The sequence below is a fragment of the Alcaligenes sp. SDU_A2 genome (genome assembly GCF_038237375.1).
In the GTDB taxonomy this organism is placed as follows: domain Bacteria; phylum Pseudomonadota; class Gammaproteobacteria; order Burkholderiales; family Burkholderiaceae_B; genus Alcaligenes.
The window spans coordinates 2,218,643-2,242,040 of the sequence record NZ_CP151273.1; the positions used below are offsets into that span (position 1 = coordinate 2,218,643).

The window sequence follows — 23,398 nt, forward strand, 5'->3', positions numbered from 1 at the left end:
GTTTACTGCCCCGCCACCGAACTCACATAGGCGGCGACGGCGGCGCGCTCTTCCTCGCTCATGGTCTGGGCAAACGAGGGCATGGCCCCCACCCCTTCCAACATCACCTTCAGGATCTGTTCCTGTGCAGGCTTGAGTTCATCCAGATTTGGGCCGATGGCACCTGCCGAACCTGCATCTTCCAAAGTGTGACAAACCGCACAGGCAATGGGCTTGGCACCGCTTAAAAACAACTCCTTGCCCTGAGCCATCTGATCCGCACGGGCCTGACCCGCCAACGCCAGAGCCGCAGCGGCGACCACAAAATATTTCTTCATGACACTCATCCACAACCGCCCCGGCACAGCCGAAGCGGGTTCTGCATTAATTATTAAACAACGGTAATAGCCAGCATGTGATCGCGCCAGCTATTGTTCAAATAACCTCGGTTATTAGGAACACGCTCCTCGGGTTGCGTCGTACCGGCCTCGCTAGTAGCGCGGCTGGCTATTTGATATTGACCGGGCTTCAGATCCACACCCAGCGTAAACTGACGCCAGGCATATTTACCCAGATCCGGCCCCACAAAACTGGCCTTGACCCAATTCTTGCCGCCATCCACCGAGACTTCCACGTCCTTGGCAGCGGACATGCCTCCAAACGCCAAACCCTGAATCTGCACCTTGCCGGCTTTGACGTCTTGCCCAGGTTCACCGCTGGGGCTGGTCACCCAGGACTTGACGGGCATTTCCCAGACCGACTCCTGGCTAGGCCCGGACTTCTCGCCCACGGGAGCCATGCGATAACTGTTCTGCTGGATATTGGCCGCCGACTGCTCCTTGGTAAAGGCTAGTTGCTTGATGTATTTGACGTTATTGACGCCCGTATAACCAGGCACCACCAGACGCAAAGGCCCGCCATGCGCCAAGGGGATCGGCTGTCCATTGATTTCCCAAGCCAGGATGGCGTCTTCAATTGCTTCGATCGGAATCGAGCGCTCGACCATGATGGTATTCGGGTCCAGGCCCGCAGGAATCTCCTCGCCGCCTGTGCCGGTCATGTACTTGCTGCCCGAATCCATGCCGCCCACCGCTTCCAGTACAGCCTTGACCGGCACACCCGTGAAAATGACACAGCCTGCCGCGCCTACCGTCCATTGCGTGCCGCTGGGCTTTTCGGGAAAGAACGCGCGACCATTGCCCGAGCATTGCAAAACCATAGGCAAAGCCACCACGCCCAGGCGCTTCAAATCCGCCACCGAGATCTCCGTAGACGTTTTGACGCCCTTGACCGAGAGCATCCACGCGTCCGGATCGGCCACGATTTTTTCCGAAGGCGGAGAGACATTATTACGCACGAACAAACGGTCCAATGGCGTAATCAACCCCGAGCCGAATGCGCCGCGGCGGGTTTCCATCGTGTTGGCGCTATGTATGATCAAGCTGTCGGCATGCTTCCAGGACGCATAGGCCGGCAAGCTTTTAACGGCGGCTTTCGCCATTTCCTGGGCCAGGGCCTGGGACAGCGGCGTCAAGCCACCTGCCCCAGCCAAAGCCACTAAGCTGCCGCTTGACAAGAGCATGCGTCGCCGCGAAAGATTGCTGGGTTCCATTACTGCCTCCTTCTGCTTTCATCTATTTGATTTAAGCTTCGATTTTATGGAGGCAATAAGCATATAACCAGAATATATAACCCTAATATATAACGGTCCAGAACAAGCATGCATTAATGCATATCAAGCTGCATAAGGCATGAATACTAGGTTGAACTGGCCCCATCCCGCCTGCTATTCCTACGTAGGCAAGCAGATAGATCGGTAAAAGAGTGCATCAAGCACTCCGGGCTGCATTGACGCGCGCGCCGCCTGCCTGCCTGCCTGCCTGCCTGCCTGCCTGCCTGCCTGCCTGACTGACTGACTGACTGACTGACTGACTGACTGTAGAAAGGCTATTCGCAGATTGTCGGAACGGACTTCCCATCGGAAAGAAGAAGTGCGGCGGCAAGCAATGATCCGCAGGTACGCGGATTTCGTTCAGGCTGACGGCTCAGCTCCAGACTGGAACGATGGTTTCTAGCGTTCCGCTCATCCATAAACGGTGCTGCCCGAAAATGGACGCGAACAAAACAAGCACCCACAAAAATGGTTCTTCGCTACATACCGGGAATTGCTTCGTATGGGGCGGGCCGTTTAGGTCAAGCACAGCGGTGCCGTTCTCGCCAGGCAGGCCATAGCAGGCCGGTGGGCGAGTCAGGACCTTCGCCGCAGGCGGGATGCTGGGGCGGGAGGCAAGGGGCGTGCTGTTCGAGCAGGACGCTTGTGATTCGTCCAGTGGACGAATCACCCTGCGAGTTCACGCCCCGCCCGCTCCAGTATCCTGACCAGGGAACCCGCGCGCAGCGCGGGCGAAGGACCCAGCCAGGCCGGCCTGCTATGGCCTGCCTGGCGAGAACTCGAGGTTCTCTCTGCTTGGCCCAAATAGCGGGACGTCCGTGTACGCCGTACAAGATAGCAGCCACACGTTCAATGTTCTGTTGGGTATGTATATCTAAGGCCGGAGCGGCTATGACGCTTGTGATGTTCGCCGTTCAAGGCGCAGCACGCTCGAAATAGGCGGGTCGGATGGCTTGTCCGATCTTGCAGCGCCTTGAATGGCGTCTTCAAAACGCCTACTCCTCATCGCCTGAGTAAATTGGCTCCCGACATTCTTCGAAGAACCACAAAAAAGCCCCCGGACTTATCCGGGGGCCTGACACAAACCGATCCACACGTATCGTGCTAGCTGATGGTTTCCAGCTTGGCAACCGATAAGGCCAAGGTCTTGCTGCCGACTTCACGGAAATGGATCTGCGCCTGAGCATCGTCACCACGCCCATTCAGGCTGACAATGGTGCCATCGCCAAAACGGGCATGGCGCACCCCTTGCCCGATACGAAAGGACTGACCATTGACCTCCAGCACACTGGTCTGACTGCGGCCGCCATATGGTGTCGCGCTGGCACCGGAGCCGCTGGCCTTCCAGGACTGACCACGTCGGAATGCGCCGCCGGACGAAGCCTCGGCAGCCGGCGCGGGCGCACTGGCATAACGGGCGGATAGCCACTTGACATGATCCTGAGGCAGTTCGTCCAGAAAACGCGAACGTAAGGCATAGCGTGTCTGGCCGTGCAACATACGACTTTGGGCCAAGGTAATGTACAGGCGCTGGCGCGCACGGGTAATGGCCACGTACATCAAGCGCCGTTCTTCTTCGACCCCGCCGGCATCGAATAGGCTGTTTTCGTGCGGAAACAGACCTTCTTCCAGACCTGTAATAAATACGGCGTCGAACTCCAACCCCTTAGCCGCATGAATAGTCATCAGTTGAATGGCGTCCTGCCCGGCCTGGGCCTGATTGTCGCCTGCTTCCAACGACGCATGGGTCAGGAAAGCGCCCAATGGCGACATGGGGGCCAGCACCAAGGGCACGCCTTGGGGGGCCTGGGCCTGTTCACCTTGCGGCGCATCCGGCACACGACCCGCGGGCAGCTCTGCAAATCCTTCCTCGCCCACAAAGACGGTGGCGGCGTTGACCAGTTCCTGCAAGTTTTCCAGACGTTCGGCCCCTTCCCGATCCGCCTGATAGTGGGCCAGCAGGGTGCTTTCGTGCACCACGTGCTCGATCAGCTCGGGCAAGGACAGGATCTGCGCCTGATGGGCCATATCCTGAATAAGAGCGGCAAAGCGGGCCAGACCCGCCGCTGCCCTTCCTTGCACATAGGGCACGGCACGTAACAGGCTGGTGCCGCGTTCGCGGGCCAGATCAGCCAATTGCTCGACCGAACGCGCGCCGATACCGCGAGTGGGAAAGTTAACGACACGCAGAAATGCGGTGTCATCGTCCGCATTGTCCATAAGGCGCAAATACGCCAACACATGCTTGACTTCCTGACGCTCGAAAAAGCGTTGCCCGCCATAGACCTTGTACGGCAAGCCCTGGGAAAACAAGCGATGCTCGATCACCCGCGACTGGGCGTTGCTGCGGTACAGAATAGCGATTTCGCGGCGCGGCTTGCCTTCGGCAATCAAGGCACGGATTTCGTCCACGATCCACTGCGCTTCCAGCGCGTCGGACGGCTGCTCGTTAATGCGAATCAACTCGCCTTCGCCGCTGTCGGTCCACAAGTTCTTGCCTAAGCGGCCAGCGTTATGCTCGATTAGGGCATTGGCGGCATCAAGAATATGGCCGCTGGAACGGTAGTTCTGCTCCAGCCGAATCACATTGCCGCGCGCATAGTCGCGCTCGAAGTCCGCCATATTGCCCACATTCGCACCACGAAAGGCATAAATGGACTGATCATCGTCGCCCACCGCGAACAGACTGGCCTGATCGCCGGCCAACAAGCGCAGCCAACGGTACTGCAGCACGTTGGTGTCCTGGAACTCGTCTACCAGAATGTGCTTGAAGCGGCGCTGGTAATGTTCCCGAATGGGCGCATTGCGCGACAGCAATTCGTAGGCGCGCAACAGCAGTTCGCCAAAATCGACCACGCCCTCGCGTTCGCATTGTTCTTGATAAAGCTTGTACAGATCGATCAGACGACGACGGTGCGGATCAAAGCCGTCCAGATCACCGGGACGCTGCCCGTCTTCCTTGCAGGCATTGATGAACTGCTGAATTTCCTTGGGCGGAAATTTTTCGTCATCGATATTGTTGGCCTTGACCAGGCGCTTGATGGAGGCCAACTGATCGGCACTATCCAGAATCTGGAAGGTCTGGATCAGGCCCGCATCGCGGTAATGCATGCGCAGCAAACGGTTGCACAGGCCGTGGAAGGTTCCGACCCACATGCCGCGCGTATCGATGGGCAATAAAGAAGTAAGCCGCGTCAGCATTTCGCGCGCGGCTTTATTGGTGAAGGTGACGGCAGCCAAGCCATACGGGCTGACCTGCCCGGCCTGGATTAACCAGGCCATTCGGGAGGTCAACACACTGGTCTTGCCGCTGCCTGCTCCGGCCAACACCAAAGCGTGTTGTCCGGGAGGCAGTGTAACGGCGGCTTTTTGCTGCGGGTTGAGACGATCCATCATGCCGCGTAGCGGCGCAGACGCAAGGCGAACTGCTCTAGACTGTCGATGCCACTTTGCTGGGCGCGCTGGCACCAGCCACGCAGATCGGCCAACAACTGTTCGCTGGACGAGCTGGAGCTTTCCCAGATGCCGGCCAACTCGCGCTGCATGCGAACCAGGATGGACAGACGGGAATTACCGGCCGCCACGGACTCCAGTTCGGCGCGTTGCTCGGGGGCCAGGACGTCGTCGCCGCGACCGATCCAATCCTTGCAACTTTCCAGCAAGGACCAGGAGCAGTTAGGGTTGTCGCGGTTGACCTGTGGCTTCAGACGGGCAATTTCTTCGGATGCGGTGGTCTTGATGATGTCCGCATAACGGGCCAGGATTTCGTAGCGGTGAGTGATCACGCCTTGCAGGGTAGCCAGGCTGATGGAATCCACGGACGATGCCGAAGGCACGGCGGGTTCCAGGCGCAGCTTGGGTGCCACTTTCTTGACCTTGGCTAGACCCAGTGCCTTGAACACCGAGATATAGCACCAGCCCAGGTCGAACTCGTACCACTTGCTGGAGAACTTGGCGGACGTACCGTAAGCGTGATGGTTATTGTGCAGCTCTTCGCCGCCGATGATGATGCCCCAAGGAAACACATTGGTGCTGGTATCCGGGCTGGCAAAGTTACGATAACCGATGGCATGGCCCAGACCATTGACCACACCGGCTGCCCAGAAGGGAATCCAGGCCATCTGGATCGCCCAGACGGTCAGACCCAACAAACCGAACAGGAACAGGTCAATACCCAGCATCAGGACAATACCCAGCATGCTGTACTTGCTGTACAGGTTGCGCTCGAGCCAGTCGTCGGGCGTGCCGTGGCCGAAACGCTTCAGGGTTTCGGGGTTGGTGGCTTCCTGACGGTACAGTTCGGCACCACGGAAAAACACCTGGCCCAGACCGAACACCACGGGCGAGTGCGGATCGCCTTCGCGTTCGCATTTGGCATGGTGCTTGCGGTGGATGGCGACCCATTCCTTGGTGACCATACCGGTGGTCATCCAGAGCCAAAACCGGAAAAAATGCATGAGCGCCGGATGCAGATCCAGCCCACGGTGCGCCTGACTGCGATGCAGAAAGACGGTAACTGACACAATGGTGACATGCGTCACTGCCAGAATGACCAGAGTAAGCTGCCACCAGGATAGTTGCAGCCAGCCATCGGCAAGGAAAGAGAGAAACGATTGCATAGACCCTTTTAGACCTGATCTTTGTTAAGGGAAACCAGAAAAGTGTATCTCACTTGACTGGTTAACAATAGCATTATTTGGGACTGAACTTGCTTCAAATCAAGCACTTTGCGCGTTTCGTTCCAGTGCCGCCGCAAAAAAGCAGTCGGTCTGGTGACGGTCTGTGCGCAGGTTCAGGTAAGGCCCGTCAAGCGCCAGCGCCGGGCTCTTGTCCTTGAGAATTTCGCGGGCATCCAGCAGGCGAAAGTCGGGGTGGGTTTGCAGGAAAGCCTGCACCTGCTGTTCATTTTCTTCGGGCAGAAAACTGCAGGTGGCATAGACCAGTCGCCCCCCGGGGGCCACGCAAGCGGCAGCCTGGTCCAGAATCTGGGCCTGCATGCGCGTGTACTGCTGCAGCGCTTCGGGGTGTTGACGCCATTTAAGATCGGGATTGCGCCGTAAAGTTCCCAAGCCGCTGCACGGCGCATCCACTAACACACGCTGGGCCTTGCCATGCAGACGGCGCACGCGCTGATCGCCTTCTTCCTGGATGACCACCGGCACTACATTGGACAGGCCTGCGCGCGCAAAACGCGGCTTGGCTTTGTTCAGACGGGTCGCCGACACGTCAAACGCGTACAGACGGCCCGTGGAGCGCATCAACGCACCCAACAGCAATGTCTTACCACCGGCACCGGCGCAATAATCGATGACCATCTCTCCGCGACGCGGCTCCAGCAAGGCGGTCAGCAACTGGCTGCCCTCTTCCTGGATTTCGAGTTCGCCTTTTTCGTACTGTGGCCACACCGCCACGGAAGGACGACCTTCGATACGGATACCCCAAGGCGAATACGGCATGGCCGTCGGCTTGAAGCGGGCCATAGGCCCATTTTGCAACTGCCGCAACACGGCATCGCGATCGGCCTTCATAGGATTGACGCGCAGATCCAACAGAGCCTGTTCGTTCATGGCCTGCATCAACTTGTAGGACTCGGGAATCTGCGTCAGACGCTCTTCCAGCCACTCGGGCAGACTCAACCGCACGCCCACAGGCAGACCGTCCACGTTCAGGGAACGGATATGTGTCAGCCACTGACGCTCTTCTTGTTGCAGGCCCAGCGCCAGTTCTTCCTGACCGATGGCCGCCGACAGACCCAGAATGGCCAGGCGACGGGTCGACGGACCCACGCCACTTTCGGCCCAATTGCGATATTGACGCAAATGGCGCAATACATCGAATACCGCTTCGCGGATTTCGGCCCGATCGCGCGAACCCATCTTGGGGCGTGTACGTGCCCAGCGGGTCAAGGCCAGATCGGCCGGATGTTTCCACTGCAGCACTTCGCCGAGCGCGCTGGCCACCTGCTCGATGCGCCGCTGGGCAACAGCGCCCGGTGCGGGCGGACCCGACGGCTTGCCGCGCGCGCCTTGCTGCGGACGGCCACGGGCGGGCGCGCCGCTGCGCGAACCCGATGAAGAAGGACGCTTACGCTCCGAGCGATCACGCTCGGGCCGGGAATGATGATGATCAGACATGAATATTCGAAAAAATCCTATGGACCCGCCCGGTCAGGCAGGAAAGTAAAAACCGCGCTGCGCAACTCCATCGACCTGCACACGACCATCGTCGCGCAGGCTGACCCGGCCCTGGACCAGCCACTGCACCGCCTGGGTATAGACCTGGTGTTCGGTGGCCAGCACGCGTCGAGCCAATTCTTGGGCGTCGTCACCCTGCAGCACAGGCACCAGGCTCTGGGCAATAATAGGGCCATGATCGAGAACCGGGGTCACGAAGTGAACCGAACAGCCATGAAACTGCACGCCTGCATCGATGGCCTGCTGATGAGTGTTGAGGCCCGGAAAGCTGGGAAGCAAAGATGGGTGTATATTGACGAGCTTGCCCGCGTAGTGCTGGACAAAATCCGTGGTCAAAATGCGCATGAACCCCGCCAGTAGAACATAATCCGGCTGGTAGCGGTCAATCACGCGCGCCAAAGCCTGATCGAAGGCCTCGCGTGTTGCAAATTCGCGATGCGCCACGACCTGGGTATCCAGTCCGTGCTGACGTGCCCATTGCAGCCCGGACGCATCGGCCTTGTTGGCGATCACCGCCTGGATGCGGCCATTCAGGCCAGCCTGTTCGATATGCTCGGCAATGGCCTGCATATTGGAACCCCGGCCTGATATCAGCACGACCAGGCGACAAGGTGGGGTGGAATCGGTCAAAATCCTGTTTCCCGAGAAATAACGAATCCGAAATTGTAAACTCTCGCTTGTGAAATCTCCTCTAAAACTCTACCGTTCCTTGCCGCGCTGCAACAGCACGGCACGCAGCGCCGTTACCATTGGTAACTTCGATGGCGTGCACCTGGGCCATCAGGCCATCCTGAATCGTCTGAACGCGGCGGCCCACCAGCATGCACTGAGTTCCTGCGTCATGACGTTCACACCGCACCCACGCGCTTTTTTTGCTCAGCGCGGGCATCGTCCGGAACTGATCCCCACCCAGATCAGCGGTCTGCGCGACAAAGTCGACGCCCTGCACCACTGCGGCATCGAGCAGATCTACCTGGCACGCTTTAATCAGGACATGGCCGATATGTCGGCCAGCGCCTTTATCGAGGATATTTTAGTGCGCGGCCTGAACACCGGCTGGCTGCTGGTGGGCGAGGATTTTCGCTACGGCCACAAGCGGGCCGGCGACATCGCCATGCTGCGCGAAGCGGGCCAACGCCACGGTTTCGAGGTGGAAACATTGCATGATGTCTCCGACGCCGATGGTCGCCGCATTTCCAGCTCGGAAGTACGCACCGCCCTGGCAGTCGGGCAACTGGATCGAGCGCGCTCTTTGCTGGGCAAGCCTTTTCATATCAGCGGCCACGTCATTCACGGTCAGAAGCTGGGCCGCGACATTGGCTACCCGACCCTGAACATCCGCGTGCCCGAGCACTGCGCGGCACGTTCGGGCGTCTATGTGGTGCGTGTTCACGGCCTGGACGGCCAGGCGCTGCCGGGAATTGCATCGCTGGGCGTGCGCCCCACCGTGCAAGACCAGGGACGCCTGCTGCTGGAAGTACATTTACTGGACCGCCGCCTGGACGCTTACGGTAAACTTGCCCGTATAGAATTTCTGGAATTTGTCAGGGACGAAGAAAAATTCCCGGACCTCATCACTATGATCGCCGCCATCGATAACGATGCACAACGCGCTCGCGACTACTTTGCTACAAATGGACTATAAAAACTCTCTCAATTTGCCCGACACTCCCTTTCCCATGCGTGGCGACCTCGCCAAACGTGAGCCGGGCTGGATTAACCAGTGGGAAGAAAACAAAGTCTATGCAGCAATTCGGCAAGCCAGTGCCGGTCGCCCCAAATTTATTTTGCACGACGGCCCTCCGTATGCTAACGGCGACATTCACATCGGCCACGCGGTCAACAAGATCCTGAAAGACATCATCGTCAAAAGCCGCAACATGGCCGGCTTTGACGCTCAATACGTGCCCGGCTGGGATTGCCACGGCATGCCGATTGAGGTCCAGATCGAAAAACTGTACGGCAAGAACCGCCCCGTCGCAGAAGTGCAGGCCAAGGCCCGTGCCTACGCCCTGGAACAGATCGACAGCCAGCGCAAAGACTTCAAGCGCCTGGGTGTGCTGGCCGACTGGGAACGCCCTTACCTGACCATGAACTTCAGCAACGAAGCCGACGAGCTGCGCGTGCTGTCCAAGATCATGCAAAAAGGCTTTGTGTTCCGTGGCTTAAAGCCCGTGAACTGGTGTTTTGACTGCGGTTCCGCCTTGGCCGAAGCCGAGGTTGAATACGCCGACCGCACGGACCCGTCCGTACACGTGGCCTTCCCTTTCGCGCAAAAAGACAAGCTGGCTGAGGCCTTTGGCGTAGACAGCGTGGACGATGGCGCGATTGTCATCTGGACCACCACCCCCTGGACCATCCCTGCCAACCAGGCCCTGAACGTACACCCGGAAATCAGCTACGCGCTGGTCAAGCTGGACGCCCCGCGCGCCACCGGCTCCATGCTGATCGTGGCCGAAGATCTGGTGAAAACCTGCCTGGAACAGTGGGGCCTGAACGGCCAGGTTGTGGCAACGGCCACCGGCCAAGCCCTGAACCTGATCGAATTCGATCATCCGCTGGCCAACGTGAACGCAGGCTACCAGCGCCGCTCCCCCGTGTACCTGGGCGACTACGTCACCCTGGACAGCGGCACCGGCGTGGTGCACTCGGCCCCTGCCTACGGTATCGAAGACTTTGTATCTTGCAAGGCCCACGGCCTGAAAGACGACGATATACTCAAACCCGTCATGGGCAATGGGCATTACGCCGATACCCTGCCCCTGTTCGGTGGTCAGTTGATCTGGAAGGCCAACCCGCAGATCGTAGAAACGCTGCACAATGCCGGCACCTTGCTAAAAACCGAGCAGCATCCGCACAGCTACATGCACTGCTGGCGCCACAAGACCCCTATTATCTACCGTGCCACCAGCCAATGGTTTGCCGGTATGGACAAAGAAAACACCAGCGGGCGCAGCTTGCGTGACATGGCGCTGGAAGCCATCGACAACACCGAGTTCTACCCCTCCTGGGGTCGTGCCCGCCTGCACGCCATGATCGCCAATCGTCCGGACTGGACCTTGTCGCGTCAGCGTCAATGGGGCGTGCCTATGGCCTTCTTTGTACACAAAGAAACGGGCGAACTGCACCCCCGCACGCCGGAACTGATGGAACAAGTGGCCCAGCGCATCGAACAAAGCGGCATCGAAGCCTGGCAAAATCTGGACCCGCGCGACCTTCTGGGCGACGAGGCCGATCTGTACGAGAAAAACCGCGACACGCTGGACGTGTGGTTTGACTCGGGCACCACGCACGCCACCGTGCTGGGCGGCAAAGATCACACCACCCACGGTTCGCACGCCGACAGCCTGCAATGGCCTGCCGACCTGTACCTGGAAGGCTCGGACCAACATCGCGGCTGGTTCCATTCTTCGCTGCTGACCGGCTGCATGCTGTATGGCCGCGCGCCCTACAAAGCCTTGCTGACGCACGGCTTTGTGGTGGACGGCAAAGGCCGCAAGATGAGCAAGTCCCTGGGCAATATCATCAAGCCCCAGGAAATTGCCGACAAACTCGGTGCCGAGATCATGCGCCTGTGGGCGGCGTCCACCGACTACTCGGGTGAATTGTCCATCTCGGACGAAATCCTGAAACGCGTGGTGGAAGGCTATCGCCGTATCCGCAACACCCTGAAATTCCTGCTGGGCAATCTGGCCGACTTCAATCCTGCCGAACACGCGGTGCCCCTGGACCAGTTGCTGGAAATCGACCGCTACGCGCTGCACATGACCGCTCGCATGCAGACCGAGATCCTGGAGAACTACCAGCGCTACGAATTTCATCCCGTGGTCTCGCGCCTGCAGATCTTCTGCTCGGAAGACCTGGGCGCCTTCTATCTGGATATTCTGAAAGACCGCCTGTACACCACGGCCCAGAACGGCCTGCCGCGCCGCTCGGCCCAGACGGCGCTCTATCATCTGACCCACGCGCTGCTCAAGCTGATGGCACCTATTTTGTCCTTTACGGCCGAAGAAGCCTGGAAGGATCTGCATCAGGGGCAGACCGACAGCGGCACCATCTTTACCGAACTGTTCCATGCCCTGCCCGAACAGCCAGACCAAGACACCCTGCACGCCAAATGGCAAAGTCTGCGTGCCATCCGGGCCGAAGTCATGCGCCGCATCGAAGATGTGCGCAGCACCGGTGCCGTAGGCTCGTCCCTGGCTGCCGAGGTGGACATCTACGCCAAGGGCCAGGATCTGGAATGGCTGCAGTCTTTGGGCGAAGACTTGCGCTTCATGCTGATCGTCTCGCGTGCCGACGTGCATGCTGGCGAAGGCGATGTGCGCATCGACGTGACCCCTACCGAGCAGGCCAAGTGCGAACGCTGCTGGCACCACCGCCCGGATGTCGGCCAGAGCGCCGAGCACCCCACGCTGTGCGGCCGCTGCGAGGACAATCTGTTCGGCGACGGCGAAGTGCGTCACTATGCCTGAGCCGAGCCGTGTTCCCGCCCCTCCCGGGCAGGCCCGCCTGCCCGGGAAACATTTCTGGGCCTGGCTGGGCCTGGCTGCGCTAATTGTCGGCCTGGACCAGTGGAGCAAGTGGTACTTCGACACGCACCTGTTTTATCAGGAGCGCTGGAACGTGCTGCCCTTTTTCGACTTCACCCTGCTCTACAACCCAGGTGCCGCGTTCAGTTTCCTGGCTGGTGGCCAGGGCTGGCAGCGCTGGTTCTTTGTGGCCATCGCCTTCGTGGCGACCGTGCTGATTCTGACCATGCTGCGCCGCTCGGCCGGACAACCTTTGTTCTGCCTGTCGCTTAGCCTGATTCTGGGTGGCGCGGTCGGCAATGTGGTCGACCGCCTGCAGCACGGCCATGTGGTCGACTTTCTGCTGTTTTACTGGAATCAGTCTTATTTTCCGGCGTTCAATATTGCCGACGTTGCCATCACCTGCGGCGCTATCCTGCTGATTCTGGATGAATTTCTGCGGATGCGGCGCAACAAGCGGCAAGGCGCCTGACCCTGTAAGGAGCACCCATGCTCGCCAACAAAAAACTGGTCTTTGGCATCAGCGGCGGCATTGCCGCCTACAAAACCGCAGAACTGCTGCGTCGCGCCCAGGAACTGGGCGCGCAGATCGATGTAGTCATGACCGAGTCGGCCACGCGCTTCATGGCCCCGCTGACGTTTCAAGCCCTGTCGGGCCGACCGGTCTACACGGACCTGTGGGACGCGCGCGTGCCTAACAATATGGCCCACATCCAGCTTAGCCGACAGGCGGATGCGATTCTGGTGGCCCCGGCCAGCACGAACTTCATGGCAAGACTGGCCCAAGGCATGGCTGACGACCTGCTTAGCACCTTGTGCGTGGCCCGGGGCCACTGCCCCCTGCTGCTGGCACCGGCCATGAACCGAGAAATGTGGCAACACCCGGCCACCCAGCGCAATGTCGAGCAATTACGCCGCGACGGCGTATACATTCTGGGGCCGGGCAGCGGCGACCAGGCCTGTGGCGAGATCGGCGACGGCCGCATGCTGGAGCCGCATCAACTGCTGGCCGAGCTGGTCGGCTTCTTTCAGCCCAAGCGGCTGGCGGGCAAACGCGTCCTGATCACTGCCGGCCCCACCGCCGAACCGATTGACCCTGTGCGCGTCATCAGCAACCGTTCGTCAGGCAAGATGGGCTATGCCATCGCCCGCGCGGCGCAGGAAGCCGGCGCGCAGGTCACGCTGGTTTCCGGCCCGGTGGCGCTGGACACGCCTTACGGAGTACAGCGCATCAATGTCGAAACGGCCCGCCAGATGCACGCCGCCGTCATGGCCCAGGCTGCGCAGGCGGATGTGTTTATTGGCGTCGCCGCCGTGGCCGACTGGCACGTCAGCAATGCCAGCGACATCAAAATCAAAAAAACCGCCGAACAATCCACGCCGGATCTGCAATTTAGCCCGAACCCGGACATTCTGGCCGAAGTCGCCGCCCTGCCCGACGGCCCGTTCTGCGTGGGCTTTGCCGCAGAGACCGACCACCTGATCGAGCACGCCCAAGCCAAGCGCCAGCGCAAAAACGTGCCCATGCTGGTGGGCAATCTGGCCCAGCGCGCCATGAATGCCGACGACACCGAACTGGTCGTGTTCGATGCGCAAGGCCACACCCACTGGCCTGCCCAGGACAAGTTGCTGGCCGCCCGTCAATTGATTCAAGCCATTGCCCAACGGCTTTAAATCGTCTGTTTTTCATTTTCCCGGGCAGCGCCGCAAGCCGCGCGCTGCCCCGCTTTTGTAGGACACCCCTTACATGCATCGCCGTATCGAAGCCCGCATCGTCAATGATCTGCTGGGCACCACTATCGAAGCCCCCAGCTACGCCACGGACGGCTCCGCCGCTATGGATCTGCGCGCCTGCCTGAGCGAAGCCACTACCCTGCCCGCAGGCGGCCGCACACTGGTCAAGACCGGCTTGGCCATCAATATGATGGACCCTGGGCTGGTGGCGATCGTGGCCTCGCGCTCCGGCCTGTCGCTAAAGCATGGCGTGCGCGTTGCCCAAGGCATCGGCGTCATCGATGCCGACTACCACGGCGAGATCGGCGTGATTCTGGCCAATGACAGCGATGTGGACTATGTGATCCAGCCCGGCGAGCGCATCGCCCAACTGATGTTCCAACCCGTGGTGCAAGTCGCGCTGCAGTTTGTGGATCAGTTCTCTACCGATACCGAACGCGGCACAGGCGGCTTCGGCAGCACAGGCAAGAACTAAGCACAAGGGTCATAAAAGGACACCTCGCGGCACGATCCTACACAAGCAGGCCCGTGCCACCCCTCGGACCTTTCTACTGCCCGCTGAACACATGTTGGACTGCAATGCCATCCTTAAAACCGGGTAAGCCTGGCTCCAGCCCGCCCACCACTGGCAAAACAACGGCCCTACTCCACCCGCGCAACCGTCATCAAGGCCAGTACGATTTTGACGCACTGATCAAAGACACGCCCGAACTGGCCGCCTTTGTATTCGTGAACCCGTACGGCACTAAAACCATTCGTTTCGCCGACCCGAATGCCGTCAAAGCCCTGAATTGCGCCTTGCTAAAGTCTTTTTACGGCGTTGCGCAGTGGGATATTCCAGCCAACTATCTTTGCCCCCCTATTCCGGGTCGCGCCGATTACGTTCACTATCTGGCCGATGTGCTGGCCAGCAGCAATAAGGGCGTCATCCCCCGTGGCGCTGCCGTGCGCGTCCTGGATATTGGCGTCGGGGCCAATGCCATCTACCCCTTGATTGCGCATGCCGAATATGGATGGCAATGTGTCGGTTCGGACATCGCCGCCGATGCACTGGCATCGGCAGGCCGCATTCTTCATGCAAATCCCGGCTTGTCCACGGCCATCACACTGCGTCAGCAAACATCGCCCACGCAGATTTTTAAAGGCATCGTGGGCACGGACGACTATTTTGACCTGACGCTGTGCAATCCACCCTTCCACGCCTCGCAAGACGAGGCCCTGAACGGCAGCCAACGCAAATGGCGTGGCCTGGGCAAAGCGCCCCCCAAACAAAGCGCTGCCGTGCTGAACTTTGGCGGACAACAGTCTGAACTGTGGTGCGAAGGCGGCGAAGCCCAATTCATACGCCGCATGATAAAAGAAAGCACCGTCATCAGCCGCCAAGTCCTGTGGTTCAGCACCCTGGTATCCAAAGCATCCAATCTACCCGGCATCTTGCATGCCCTACGAAAAGCCAAGGCATTCGACGTACAAACCGTGGAAATGACCCAGGGGCAAAAGAAAAGCCGCTTTGTGGCTTGGACGTTTCTTAACGCTATAGAACAAGAGGCATGGCGGGATGGGCGGTGGGTGGGGTAGGATTGGGGGAAGTGGGTGGCTATAAAATAGCGTGGTCAGGAATAAGATGCTTGGATTGCTGGTTGTTGATTGGAATTGGGACACTAAAAATGGAACCGGAAATATTTTAAGCGGTTATGAATGACGGATAACGGCCAAAAGCAGTCATTCAATCATCGGCATTAGGACTACTCTCAATAAGCATCAATCTCGAATTTTTTTGCTTGTCTAAGAATGTTTGTTGGTAATTGCTTACTCATAAAAAAGCAGATAGATTAATTTTTATAAGAACGACGAGCCTCTTTTTCTTGTCGTCTAAATCTATTTAGATCGTAATGAAAAACCTATGAAGTCTTTTATCAACTGGCTCGCGGCAGCCGCATCTCTGATTGGGCTATTTTTCACGCTTAGACCGCTAGGTAGTGATGGTAATCTGTCACCTATTCAGCTCAGCGTCGTAATCTTGATTACAGTAATATTCGGTATAGCAGCTCTAACTGAAATTCGAAAGGAGCGTCAACGCTCAGGCAAGAAGTATCGTAGTACAGCCCAAATTAATAGCTACATGCTAAAAATGCTGCACAATAGTGGAAAATGTGAGATCTGCTCTCGCGATGCTAGTTGGATTGCTGACGAGAAAATACTCGCGCTGTTAAAGGATAAGGCAACGCGCGGAGAGTTGACATTCTTGGTTCACCACTCAACCCCTAATTTAAAAAGCCTCGCTATCATGGGGGCTGAGGTAATTGAGTACGGCACTCTAGGGTTTGAGCCGGTGACCCGTTTCACAGTGGTCAACGCAGGGAATCCCGCGTCTTCCTACGTTGCTATTGGGCGACAAAAGCCAAACGAACCGCACATTATCGAGGAGTTAGATTCCTCGCATCCGACGTATTCAATGGCACGAGACCTCATTCGATCCATTCGGGCTGCTCATGATCAATCTACGAAAAGCTAAGAGTCTGCCCCGCATCACTCGTGAGTGGGATGCCATTGCGGATTTGCGTGAGCGACAGATCGCGTCAGGGGAAGACCACAGCGCAAACTTTGTCCTCGCTCCTGCCATACTTGGTGCACTCCCGCAGTCGAAGTCACTAGTTGACATTGGCTGTGGTACTGGTTGGCTAACGTCTATGGCTTCGCAGCGCGCTGAGTTACTTGTCGGTGTCGATCCTAGTCCTAATTCCATTGCTATTGCAGAGAAGCTTCATTCGAGTGCATCAATAAGCTATCGGACAGAAACAGTTGAGCAGTACGCACGGCGGCGCAAGCGCCCAGAGTTTGATACTGCAATCTCAAACATGGCCGCAAGCAGTGCCCCAGATCTACAGCATTTTTTCTCAGCTTCCAGGCGATTACTGCAAAGGAATGGACTTTTTATATTAACGTTCCCCCACCCCTGCTTCTGGCCTCTCTACTGGGGTTACGCGTCACATCCTAAATTTCGTTACGAACGCTCGTTTGCAGTAGAGGGAAAGTTCAAGATACGAACGCAAGTTACGCAAATGGTCACCACTCATTTTCATCACCCGTTAGAGCAATATTTTTCTTCATTAGCGCGTGCTGGGTTCGAATTGGAGTCTATGCGTGAGTTATCTGGGCGCGGATTTGAGTTCCCGCGGTTTATGCTTGTTACTTCGCGTGCGATTTAACAATTCATTGAAGGCAGTGCCGCTTCGCAGCGTGTCTTAAGTTAGGTTAGAAGGGTAAAGAAGATATGAATCCAATCATGAGTCATACCAAGTGTCAGAAGTGCCAAAAAATCTTCAATGTAGCTGAGCTCAACGAGAGCCCAGATGGCATTGGGTATATTTGCATTGATGATGCGGCTTGCAGGAAAAGACTAGAAGAAAAGAAATTGGTATCTAATCCAACATTCAACCCGACTCGCTAAAGCGATTGGCTTAGCTTGTTCGTTAGTGGTGGTCTGCTTTGGGTCGTAAGCATTCTTTTTGTCAGTGAAAATGGGATTCCTTTCATTGAAGGAGAACCCCATGAAACCGGAGATCAATGAAGCAAAACCGTTCTTTCCTTGGAACAAGGAGAGGCTTGTTGGCCAAAAGCTCCGTTGAAGCTGAAAGAAATCTGGGCAATCCGCATACGGCTACAGCTAGCTGAAAAAGTGCGAGATCTGGCGCTTTTCAACCTAGCCATCGACAGCAAACTACGTGGCTGCGATTTAGTCAGCTTGCGCGTTTGCGACATTTCACAAGGGAAGAGCATCTACCCACGCGCTATCGTCATGCAGCGCAAGACGCATTGACCCGTGCAATTCGAGATTACTGAACTGACGCGGCAGTCGGTGGCTGCTTGGATCGATCTGGCGCGTCTCGCTTCAGACGCCTACCTGTTCCCAAGCAGAGTGACAAAGTCGCCGCACCTTTCTACACGGCAGTACGCACGCATCGTCGCGGGTTGGATCGTGTCGATCGGTTTAGACCCTGCGACGTATGGCACGCACACCATGCGCCGAACCAAGGCGACGCTGATCTACCGGCGAACGAAGAACCTTCGGGCAGTTCAACTCCTTCTCAGACATACCAAGTTGGAAAGCACGGTGCGATACCTTGGCATCGAAGTCGACGATGCGCTGGAAATAGCAGAGCAGACAGAAACGTGAGGTTTGCTTACAATCGGACAGCGCATCTATTGGGGTTGTCGCTGTCCGGCCAGAAGCAGTCCTTCGGACCTTGTGTTTCAGTATCCATAAAAAACTGAGCTCCGAATTTTTAGCTTTGTCTAAAAATAACAACAGTGAAATTGCCTGTGGATTTGCATATACCATACAGTATTAGGCGAACTAGACATGAATATCACATGTCATCTAAATCTAGTTAGATTTCACTGAGGGGGGCAATGTGCCACACGACACGAGGAAATACAGAGAAATATTCGAAAGAATGTCCTCCGACGAAATCACAGAAATAAATCGTCTCAGCGACGAAGAGCACCGGAAGCAGGCGAGAGCATTTAAAGAGGGATATCAGAAAGGACTTTGTTATCTCTGCTGCAAGCCATTTAAAACCATTAGCCGCGAAGACCCATGTTTGCACTGGCTTCTACGTCAATGCAAATTTAAGAAGAAAGACTTTCCAAAAATATATAAGAAATATGGATATGGAAACATAGCGGCTTTTATTAGATGGTGTGCAAATCAAGAGCGTTTCTTGTCCAACATAAACGACCTAAAAGACGAAAAACAAAACCGTAAAATTATATCTTATACAGTTAGATGGAAAAATATTGACTGGACATTTGATTGTTCAAAGAACGATTTAGAGGGACATTCTGGTACTGCAATAGGCTACCCTCACTATCACTTTCAGATGAGAATAGATGGAAAACAATTTATTAATTTCAATGATTTCCATGTTCCTTTTACCCACCATGATATTTTCATACTAAAAACAAGCATAGAACAAGGCGATTGGTTTAAGCAGGACTTCGGCGCATTAGGCTCTGGCATGCAGGATGCTGTAAGCATTGACCTAGACGATATCTTGGAGCATACAACCCCATCAAAAGATGAGGAAAATGCAACATACCATTTCTCCACCATGATAGACGCAAGAGACAATCCTATATCTGGTGAAGAAATTTATGAAATACAAATGGAAGCACAACGAGCAGGAAAATCTTTTGCCTTGATCGCTCAGCAACGTTTAACTGGTCGTGCTCAAATTCAAACCACAGTCAGTCCAGCCAATTCAATCCCTGATATTGCATCAAGAACAGAGCACAAGCGTAGGTAAGATCTAACAACTGTTTCAACCCGTTCGCTGCGCTCACTGGGACAGGCTAAAGCCCAATCCTTAACCAAACCACTTGTATAGGCTCATCAAGTCGGTGTAGCGGGCTGTTGGTTTAACAAATCATTCAAGCGTTAGTAATTTGGTTGTCTGCAATGGGTCGAAAGCAGCCACCCACCTCACTAAAGTCAAATACCCCAACAAAAAAAGCCAACCCGCCCGAAGGCCGGTTGGCTTTTTCTTTTTCTGGCTCCAAAAGGCCAGGAGCGTCGATCAAGCCGCGAAGTCTTCTTCGCCCAGGTAGGCGGCGCGCACTTTGGGGTCATGCAGCAGTTGGGAGGCGGGGCCTTCCAGGATAATGCGGCCGGACTCCATGACGTAGCCGCGGTCACCCAGTTCCAGTGCCAGGCGGGCGTTTTGCTCGATCAGCAGGATGGTGACGCCTTCTTTGGCGATGTCCTGGATCAGGCCGAAGATGCGCTCGACCATGATCGGTGCCAGGCCCATGGATGGTTCGTCCAGCAGGAGCAGGTCGGGCCGGGAGATCATGGCGCGACCCATGGCCAGCATTTGCTGTTCGCCGCCGGACAGGGTTCCGGCCGACTGCTTTTTGCGCTCGGCCAGTCGCGGAAACAAGGTATAGACCCGCTCCACGTCCTGACGCACCTGGGCATCGTCGCGGCGTGTGTAGGCCCCCATGGACAGGTTTTCTTCGATGGTCAGTTGACCAAAGATCCCCCGCCCTTCGGGCACCATGACCAGGCCGCGCCGCACCAGTTGATGCGAGGGCACGCCCACGATGCTCTGGCCCTGGTAATCGATATGGCCAGCCGCCACCGGCACCAGACCGCAGATGGCGCGCAGTGTCGTGCTTTTGCCTGCGCCGTTGGCACCGATCAGGCACACCAGTTCGCCCTTACCCACCTGAAGGTTCAAGTCGCGCACGGCACGGATGCCGCCATAGGCCACGTCCAGGTTCCGAATATCCAACATCAAGGGTGATGTGCTCATGCTTGCTCCTCGTGCGTGGCGGTACTGATACCCAGTTCCTTGGCGGCCCCCGCCCCCAGATAGGCTTCGATGACGCGGGGGTTGTGCTGGACCTGCGCGGGCTTGCCTTCGGCCAGCACCTTGCCGTATTCCAGCACCAGCACGCGGTCGCACAGGCCCATGACCAGCTTCATGTCGTGCTCGATCAGCAGCACGGTAATGCCGTCGTCGCGGATTTTTTCGATCAGCTGACGCAGCACCACGGTTTCAGACGGGTTCATGCCAGCGGCCGGTTCGTCCAGCGCCAACAGTTGCGGATCGGTCGCCAGGGCGCGGGCAATTTCCAGACGGCGCTGATCGCCGTACGACAAGGAACGCGCAATATCGTTGGCACGTTCTGCAATGCCCACGTAGTCCAGCAGTTCATAGGCGCGTGCCTCGATCTGCTCTTCCTCGCGGCGCGTGGCCCGATTGCGCAGCACGGCACCTAGCACCCCGGCATGGGTACGCACATGCCGACCGATCATGACGTTTTCCAGCGCGGACAGATTGCCGAACAGACGGATGTTCTGAAAGGTACGCGCAAAGCCGGCGGCGGCGATCTGATGCGGTTTGTAATCGCTCAGCACGTGACCGGCAAATTCGCAGCGCCCGGATTCGGGCACGTACAAACCGGTCATGACATTGAACAGCGTGGTCTTGCCGGCACCGTTGGGCCCGATCAAACCGTAGATATCACCCTTGCAGATGCTGAAACTGACATCGGACAGGGCCTGCAAGCCGCCAAAGCGCTTGGACAGTCCGCTGGCCTGCAGCAGCACTTGCCCGGTGGCGACGGTGTTGTTGTGTGCGATTGTGCTCATGCCTGGGACTCCCTCGCTTTGCGTTCACGGCGACGCACCGCGGACGGCCACAGCCCTTCGGGGCGATAGATCATGACCAGTACCAGCGCAAAACCAAAGAGCAGCATGCGTATGCCATCGGGGTCCAGAATCACATCGCCGAACACGCTTTGCTGCAAAGGCACGACGACGGCCCGCAGCAGCTCGGGAAAGACCGACAAGAGGATGGCCCCCACGATCACGCCCGGTATGTGGCCCATACCACCCAGCACCACCATGCACAGCACGGAAATCGATTCGGTCAGGCTAAAGCTTTCCGGACTGACAAACCCTTGCATGGAAGCAAACAGCCCACCGGCCACGCCGCCGAAGGTGGCCCCCATCGCAAAGGCCAGCAGCTTGACGTTGCGGGTGTTGATACCCATCGCCTTGGCGGCGATTTCGTCCTCGCGTATGGCTTCCCAGGCCCGGCCTATGCGCGAATGCTGCAAACGCACGCACACAAAGACAATCAGCAAGGTAATGGCCAGCAGCAGGTAATAGTACTTTTCCGGCCCGGTGATGCGCATGCCGAAAAAGGTCTCGGCACGGCCAAACATAAATTCGCCGACCTGAAAGGTGTCGACCCGATTGATGCCTTGCGGCCCATTGGTGATATTGACCGGCGCATCCAGATTGTTCATGAAAATGCGGATGATTTCACCAAAGCCCAGCGTGACGATGGCCAGATAGTCCCCGCGCAGCTTTAGAACCGGAAAGCCCAATAACACGCCGAACAAGGCCGCCAGAACAATGCCCGCCGGCATGACGATCCAGAACGGTAAGTGCAGGCCAAAGTGCGGCGACGCCAGCATGGCCCAGATATAAGCACCGACCGCATAAAACGCGATATAGCCCAGATCCAGCAGCCCGGCAAAGCCCACCACAATGTTCAGGCCCAGGGCCAACATGACGTACAGCAGCGCGAAGTTCAGGGTACGTATCCAGCTTTGACCGGCCATGCCCAGCACAAAAGGCAGCACTGCCAGGACGGCACCGATCAGTAATGCGCCCAGCCAGACGCGCATCGGGATCGGTTCTTTTTTGTTCAGCGTGCTCATGCCCGATCTCCCACGCGTTCGCCCAGCAAACCGGACGGACGGAAAATCAGCACCATGATCAGAACGATGAAGGAAAACACGTCCTGATAATTGCTGCCGAAGACGCCATTGGTCAGATCGCCGATATAACCGGCACCCAAGGCCTCGATCAGGCCCAGCAGAAGACCGCCCAGCATGGCCCCGCCCAGGTTGCCGATGCCGCCCAGCACGGCGGCGGTAAAGGCTTTCAGGCCCAGCATGAAACCCATGGTGTATTGGGCCACACCGTAATAGGTCACGATCATGACGCCGGCCACGGCCGCCAGGGCCGAACCGATCAGGAACGCGGCCGATATGACGGTGTTGATATTAACGCCCATCAGCCCGGCGACTTCGCGGTTCTGGGCGGTCGCCCGCATGGCCGTACCCAGCCGGGTACGGTGTACCAGCACCATCAGGCCCACCATGATCAGCGCCGCACCGCCGATGATCATGATCTGCAACAGGCTGATGCGGGCATCGCCCAGTTGAAAGACGGTGGGTTCGATAATGTGCGGAAAACTCAGGTAATTACGCCCCCAGATCATCATGGCGATGTTCTGGACGATAAAGGACACCCCGATGGCGGTAATCAGCGCGGCCAGACGCGGCGCGCGGCGCAAAGGACGATAGGCATAGCGTTCGGCTGTCCAGCCTATGGCCATGCAGGCAGGGATGGCGGCCATCAGGGCCAATCCTACCGCCAGCCCGGCGGATATGCCGGCCGGGTCGGCCCCCACCAGGGAGAGCACTACGGTGGTTGCCAGCATGGCCCCCACCATCACCACGTCGCCGTGGGCAAAGTTGATCAGGCCTATGATCCCGTAGACCATGGTGTAGCCCAGCGCCACCAGCGCGTAGACACTGCCGACGGTCAGGCCGTTAATAAGTTGTTGTATCAGTATTTCCATAGCCATGGACTCGCTGTCGTTTCCCAATCATGCACCGCGGTATGGCCACGGAACAGCGGGTGCCGGTCGCCCCCCTGGGAACCGGCTGAAGAGCCGCGCGACGGGCGCGCGGCTCAGGCA

19 protein-coding genes and 1 pseudogene are annotated in these 23,398 nt (G+C 57.4%); 10 read left to right on the plus strand and 10 right to left on the minus strand.

Annotated features, from left to right (window positions below; genetic code table 11):
• Positions 1-2 precede the first annotated feature (2 nt).
• The 6 genes from sorU to purN all read right to left on the minus strand — a co-directional run bounded on the left by sorU (position 3) and on the right by purN (position 8,475).
• On the minus strand, positions 3-317 hold the full coding sequence (gene sorU / locus AADW57_RS10330) for a SorU family sulfite dehydrogenase c-type cytochrome subunit (protein WP_341666811.1): 315 nt from the start codon (positions 315-317) through the stop codon (positions 3-5).
• 53 nt (positions 318-370) lie between these two features.
• On the minus strand, positions 371-1,591 hold the full coding sequence (sorT, locus tag AADW57_RS10335) for a SorT family sulfite dehydrogenase catalytic subunit (protein WP_341666812.1): 1,221 nt from the start codon (positions 1,589-1,591) through the stop codon (positions 371-373).
• Between the two features lie 1,164 nt (positions 1,592-2,755).
• Positions 2,756-5,047 (minus strand): UvrD-helicase domain-containing protein, encoded by a 2,292-nt coding sequence (locus AADW57_RS10340; protein ID WP_341666813.1) that lies wholly within the window; start codon positions 5,045-5,047, stop codon positions 2,756-2,758.
• On the minus strand, positions 5,044-6,270 hold the full coding sequence (locus AADW57_RS10345; RefSeq protein ID WP_341666814.1) for a DesA family fatty acid desaturase: 1,227 nt from the start codon (positions 6,268-6,270) through the stop codon (positions 5,044-5,046). The genes AADW57_RS10340 and AADW57_RS10345 overlap by 4 nt, the downstream gene beginning before the upstream one ends.
• 99 nt (positions 6,271-6,369) lie before the next feature.
• Complete coding sequence (locus tag AADW57_RS10350; RefSeq protein WP_341666815.1) at positions 6,370-7,785, minus strand: RsmB/NOP family class I SAM-dependent RNA methyltransferase; 1,416 nt, start codon at positions 7,783-7,785, stop codon at positions 6,370-6,372.
• Between the two features lie 33 nt (positions 7,786-7,818).
• Positions 7,819-8,475 carry a phosphoribosylglycinamide formyltransferase gene (gene purN, locus AADW57_RS10355; protein ID WP_341666816.1) on the minus strand — a complete coding sequence of 219 codons (657 nt, stop codon included), beginning with the start codon at positions 8,473-8,475 and terminating at the stop codon, positions 7,819-7,821.
• A gap of 49 nt (positions 8,476-8,524) precedes the next feature.
• On the opposite strand from purN, the gene AADW57_RS10360 reads away from it, so the two are divergent.
• The 10 genes and pseudogenes from AADW57_RS10360 to AADW57_RS10400 all read left to right on the plus strand — a co-directional run bounded on the left by AADW57_RS10360 (position 8,525) and on the right by AADW57_RS10400 (position 19,420).
• On the plus strand, positions 8,525-9,490 hold the full coding sequence (locus tag AADW57_RS10360) for a bifunctional riboflavin kinase/FAD synthetase (RefSeq protein WP_341666817.1): 966 nt from the start codon (positions 8,525-8,527) through the stop codon (positions 9,488-9,490).
• Entirely contained in the window at positions 9,480-12,320 is a 2,841-nt protein-coding gene (gene ileS, locus AADW57_RS10365; protein WP_341669690.1) for an isoleucine--tRNA ligase, read from the plus strand. Before AADW57_RS10360 ends, ileS begins: the two co-directional genes overlap by 11 nt.
• Positions 12,313-12,849 carry a signal peptidase II gene (gene lspA, locus AADW57_RS10370; RefSeq protein ID WP_341666818.1) on the plus strand — a complete coding sequence of 179 codons (537 nt, stop codon included), beginning with the start codon at positions 12,313-12,315 and terminating at the stop codon, positions 12,847-12,849. Before ileS ends, lspA begins: the two co-directional genes overlap by 8 nt.
• Before the next feature lie 17 nt (positions 12,850-12,866).
• Positions 12,867-14,051, plus strand: coding sequence for a bifunctional phosphopantothenoylcysteine decarboxylase/phosphopantothenate--cysteine ligase CoaBC (gene coaBC, locus AADW57_RS10375; RefSeq protein ID WP_341666819.1), 1,185 nt, complete (start codon positions 12,867-12,869; stop codon positions 14,049-14,051).
• A 73-nt stretch (positions 14,052-14,124) separates the two neighbouring features.
• A complete protein-coding gene (dut, locus tag AADW57_RS10380; protein ID WP_341666820.1) occupies positions 14,125-14,586 on the plus strand; it encodes a dUTP diphosphatase in 462 nt (153 codons plus the stop codon).
• Between the two features lie 104 nt (positions 14,587-14,690).
• Positions 14,691-15,689 carry a 23S rRNA (adenine(1618)-N(6))-methyltransferase RlmF gene (gene rlmF, locus AADW57_RS10385; RefSeq protein ID WP_341666821.1) on the plus strand — a complete coding sequence of 333 codons (999 nt, stop codon included), beginning with the start codon at positions 14,691-14,693 and terminating at the stop codon, positions 15,687-15,689.
• A 325-nt stretch (positions 15,690-16,014) separates the two neighbouring features.
• Complete coding sequence (locus tag AADW57_RS10390; RefSeq protein WP_341666822.1) at positions 16,015-16,626, plus strand: hypothetical protein; 612 nt, start codon at positions 16,015-16,017, stop codon at positions 16,624-16,626.
• Positions 16,604-17,320, plus strand: coding sequence for a class I SAM-dependent methyltransferase (locus tag AADW57_RS16770; RefSeq protein ID WP_445819140.1), 717 nt, complete (start codon positions 16,604-16,606; stop codon positions 17,318-17,320). The genes AADW57_RS10390 and AADW57_RS16770 overlap by 23 nt, the downstream gene beginning before the upstream one ends.
• A gap of 342 nt (positions 17,321-17,662) precedes the next feature.
• Positions 17,663-18,288, plus strand: a pseudogene (locus AADW57_RS10395) (tyrosine-type recombinase/integrase).
• Between the two features lie 280 nt (positions 18,289-18,568).
• Positions 18,569-19,420 (plus strand): hypothetical protein, encoded by an 852-nt coding sequence (locus tag AADW57_RS10400; RefSeq protein ID WP_341666823.1) that lies wholly within the window; start codon positions 18,569-18,571, stop codon positions 19,418-19,420.
• A 270-nt stretch (positions 19,421-19,690) separates the two neighbouring features.
• Here the strand turns inward: AADW57_RS10400 and AADW57_RS10405 are convergent, their stop codons facing one another.
• Genes AADW57_RS10405 through AADW57_RS10420 form a run of 4 tightly spaced genes read right to left on the minus strand, consistent with a single transcriptional unit; the run spans position 19,691 to position 23,278 of the window.
• Complete coding sequence (locus tag AADW57_RS10405; RefSeq protein ID WP_341666824.1) at positions 19,691-20,428, minus strand: ABC transporter ATP-binding protein; 738 nt, start codon at positions 20,426-20,428, stop codon at positions 19,691-19,693.
• Positions 20,425-21,270 (minus strand): ABC transporter ATP-binding protein, encoded by an 846-nt coding sequence (locus tag AADW57_RS10410; protein ID WP_341666825.1) that lies wholly within the window; start codon positions 21,268-21,270, stop codon positions 20,425-20,427. Before AADW57_RS10410 ends, AADW57_RS10405 begins: the two co-directional genes overlap by 4 nt.
• Positions 21,267-22,349: an ABC transporter permease subunit gene (locus AADW57_RS10415; RefSeq protein ID WP_341666826.1), complete on the minus strand. Its 1,083-nt coding sequence runs from the start codon at positions 22,347-22,349 to the stop codon at positions 21,267-21,269. Before AADW57_RS10415 ends, AADW57_RS10410 begins: the two co-directional genes overlap by 4 nt.
• Positions 22,346-23,278: a branched-chain amino acid ABC transporter permease gene (locus AADW57_RS10420; RefSeq protein ID WP_341666827.1), complete on the minus strand. Its 933-nt coding sequence runs from the start codon at positions 23,276-23,278 to the stop codon at positions 22,346-22,348. Before AADW57_RS10420 ends, AADW57_RS10415 begins: the two co-directional genes overlap by 4 nt.
• Between the last annotated feature and the right edge of the window lie 120 nt (positions 23,279-23,398).

Excerpts from the sequence above, each read along its gene's own strand:
- ileS (WP_341669690.1), top strand. The coding sequence starts at position 9,480 with ATGGACTATAAAAACTCTCTCAATTTGCCCGACACTCCCTTTCCCATG.
- AADW57_RS10405 (WP_341666824.1), bottom strand. The coding sequence starts at position 20,428 with ATGAGCACATCACCCTTGATGTTGGATATTCGGAACCTGGACGTGGCC.
- AADW57_RS10415 (WP_341666826.1), bottom strand. The coding sequence starts at position 22,349 with ATGAGCACGCTGAACAAAAAAGAACCGATCCCGATGCGCGTCTGGCTG.
- AADW57_RS10345 (WP_341666814.1), bottom strand. The coding sequence starts at position 6,270 with ATGCAATCGTTTCTCTCTTTCCTTGCCGATGGCTGGCTGCAACTATCC.
- AADW57_RS10400 (WP_341666823.1), top strand. The coding sequence starts at position 18,569 with ATGTCCTCCGACGAAATCACAGAAATAAATCGTCTCAGCGACGAAGAG.
- rlmF (WP_341666821.1), top strand. The coding sequence starts at position 14,691 with ATGCCATCCTTAAAACCGGGTAAGCCTGGCTCCAGCCCGCCCACCACT.
- AADW57_RS10390 (WP_341666822.1), top strand. The coding sequence starts at position 16,015 with ATGAAGTCTTTTATCAACTGGCTCGCGGCAGCCGCATCTCTGATTGGG.
- AADW57_RS10350 (WP_341666815.1), bottom strand. The coding sequence starts at position 7,785 with ATGTCTGATCATCATCATTCCCGGCCCGAGCGTGATCGCTCGGAGCGT.
- sorT (WP_341666812.1), bottom strand. The coding sequence starts at position 1,591 with ATGGAACCCAGCAATCTTTCGCGGCGACGCATGCTCTTGTCAAGCGGC.
- dut (WP_341666820.1), top strand. The coding sequence starts at position 14,125 with ATGCATCGCCGTATCGAAGCCCGCATCGTCAATGATCTGCTGGGCACC.
- coaBC (WP_341666819.1), top strand. The coding sequence starts at position 12,867 with ATGCTCGCCAACAAAAAACTGGTCTTTGGCATCAGCGGCGGCATTGCC.
- AADW57_RS10420 (WP_341666827.1), bottom strand. The coding sequence starts at position 23,278 with ATGGAAATACTGATACAACAACTTATTAACGGCCTGACCGTCGGCAGT.
- AADW57_RS10410 (WP_341666825.1), bottom strand. The coding sequence starts at position 21,270 with ATGAGCACAATCGCACACAACAACACCGTCGCCACCGGGCAAGTGCTG.
- lspA (WP_341666818.1), top strand. The coding sequence starts at position 12,313 with ATGCCTGAGCCGAGCCGTGTTCCCGCCCCTCCCGGGCAGGCCCGCCTG.
- sorU (WP_341666811.1), bottom strand. The coding sequence starts at position 317 with ATGAAGAAATATTTTGTGGTCGCCGCTGCGGCTCTGGCGTTGGCGGGT.
- AADW57_RS10340 (WP_341666813.1), bottom strand. The coding sequence starts at position 5,047 with ATGATGGATCGTCTCAACCCGCAGCAAAAAGCCGCCGTTACACTGCCT.
- AADW57_RS16770 (WP_445819140.1), top strand. The coding sequence starts at position 16,604 with ATGATCAATCTACGAAAAGCTAAGAGTCTGCCCCGCATCACTCGTGAG.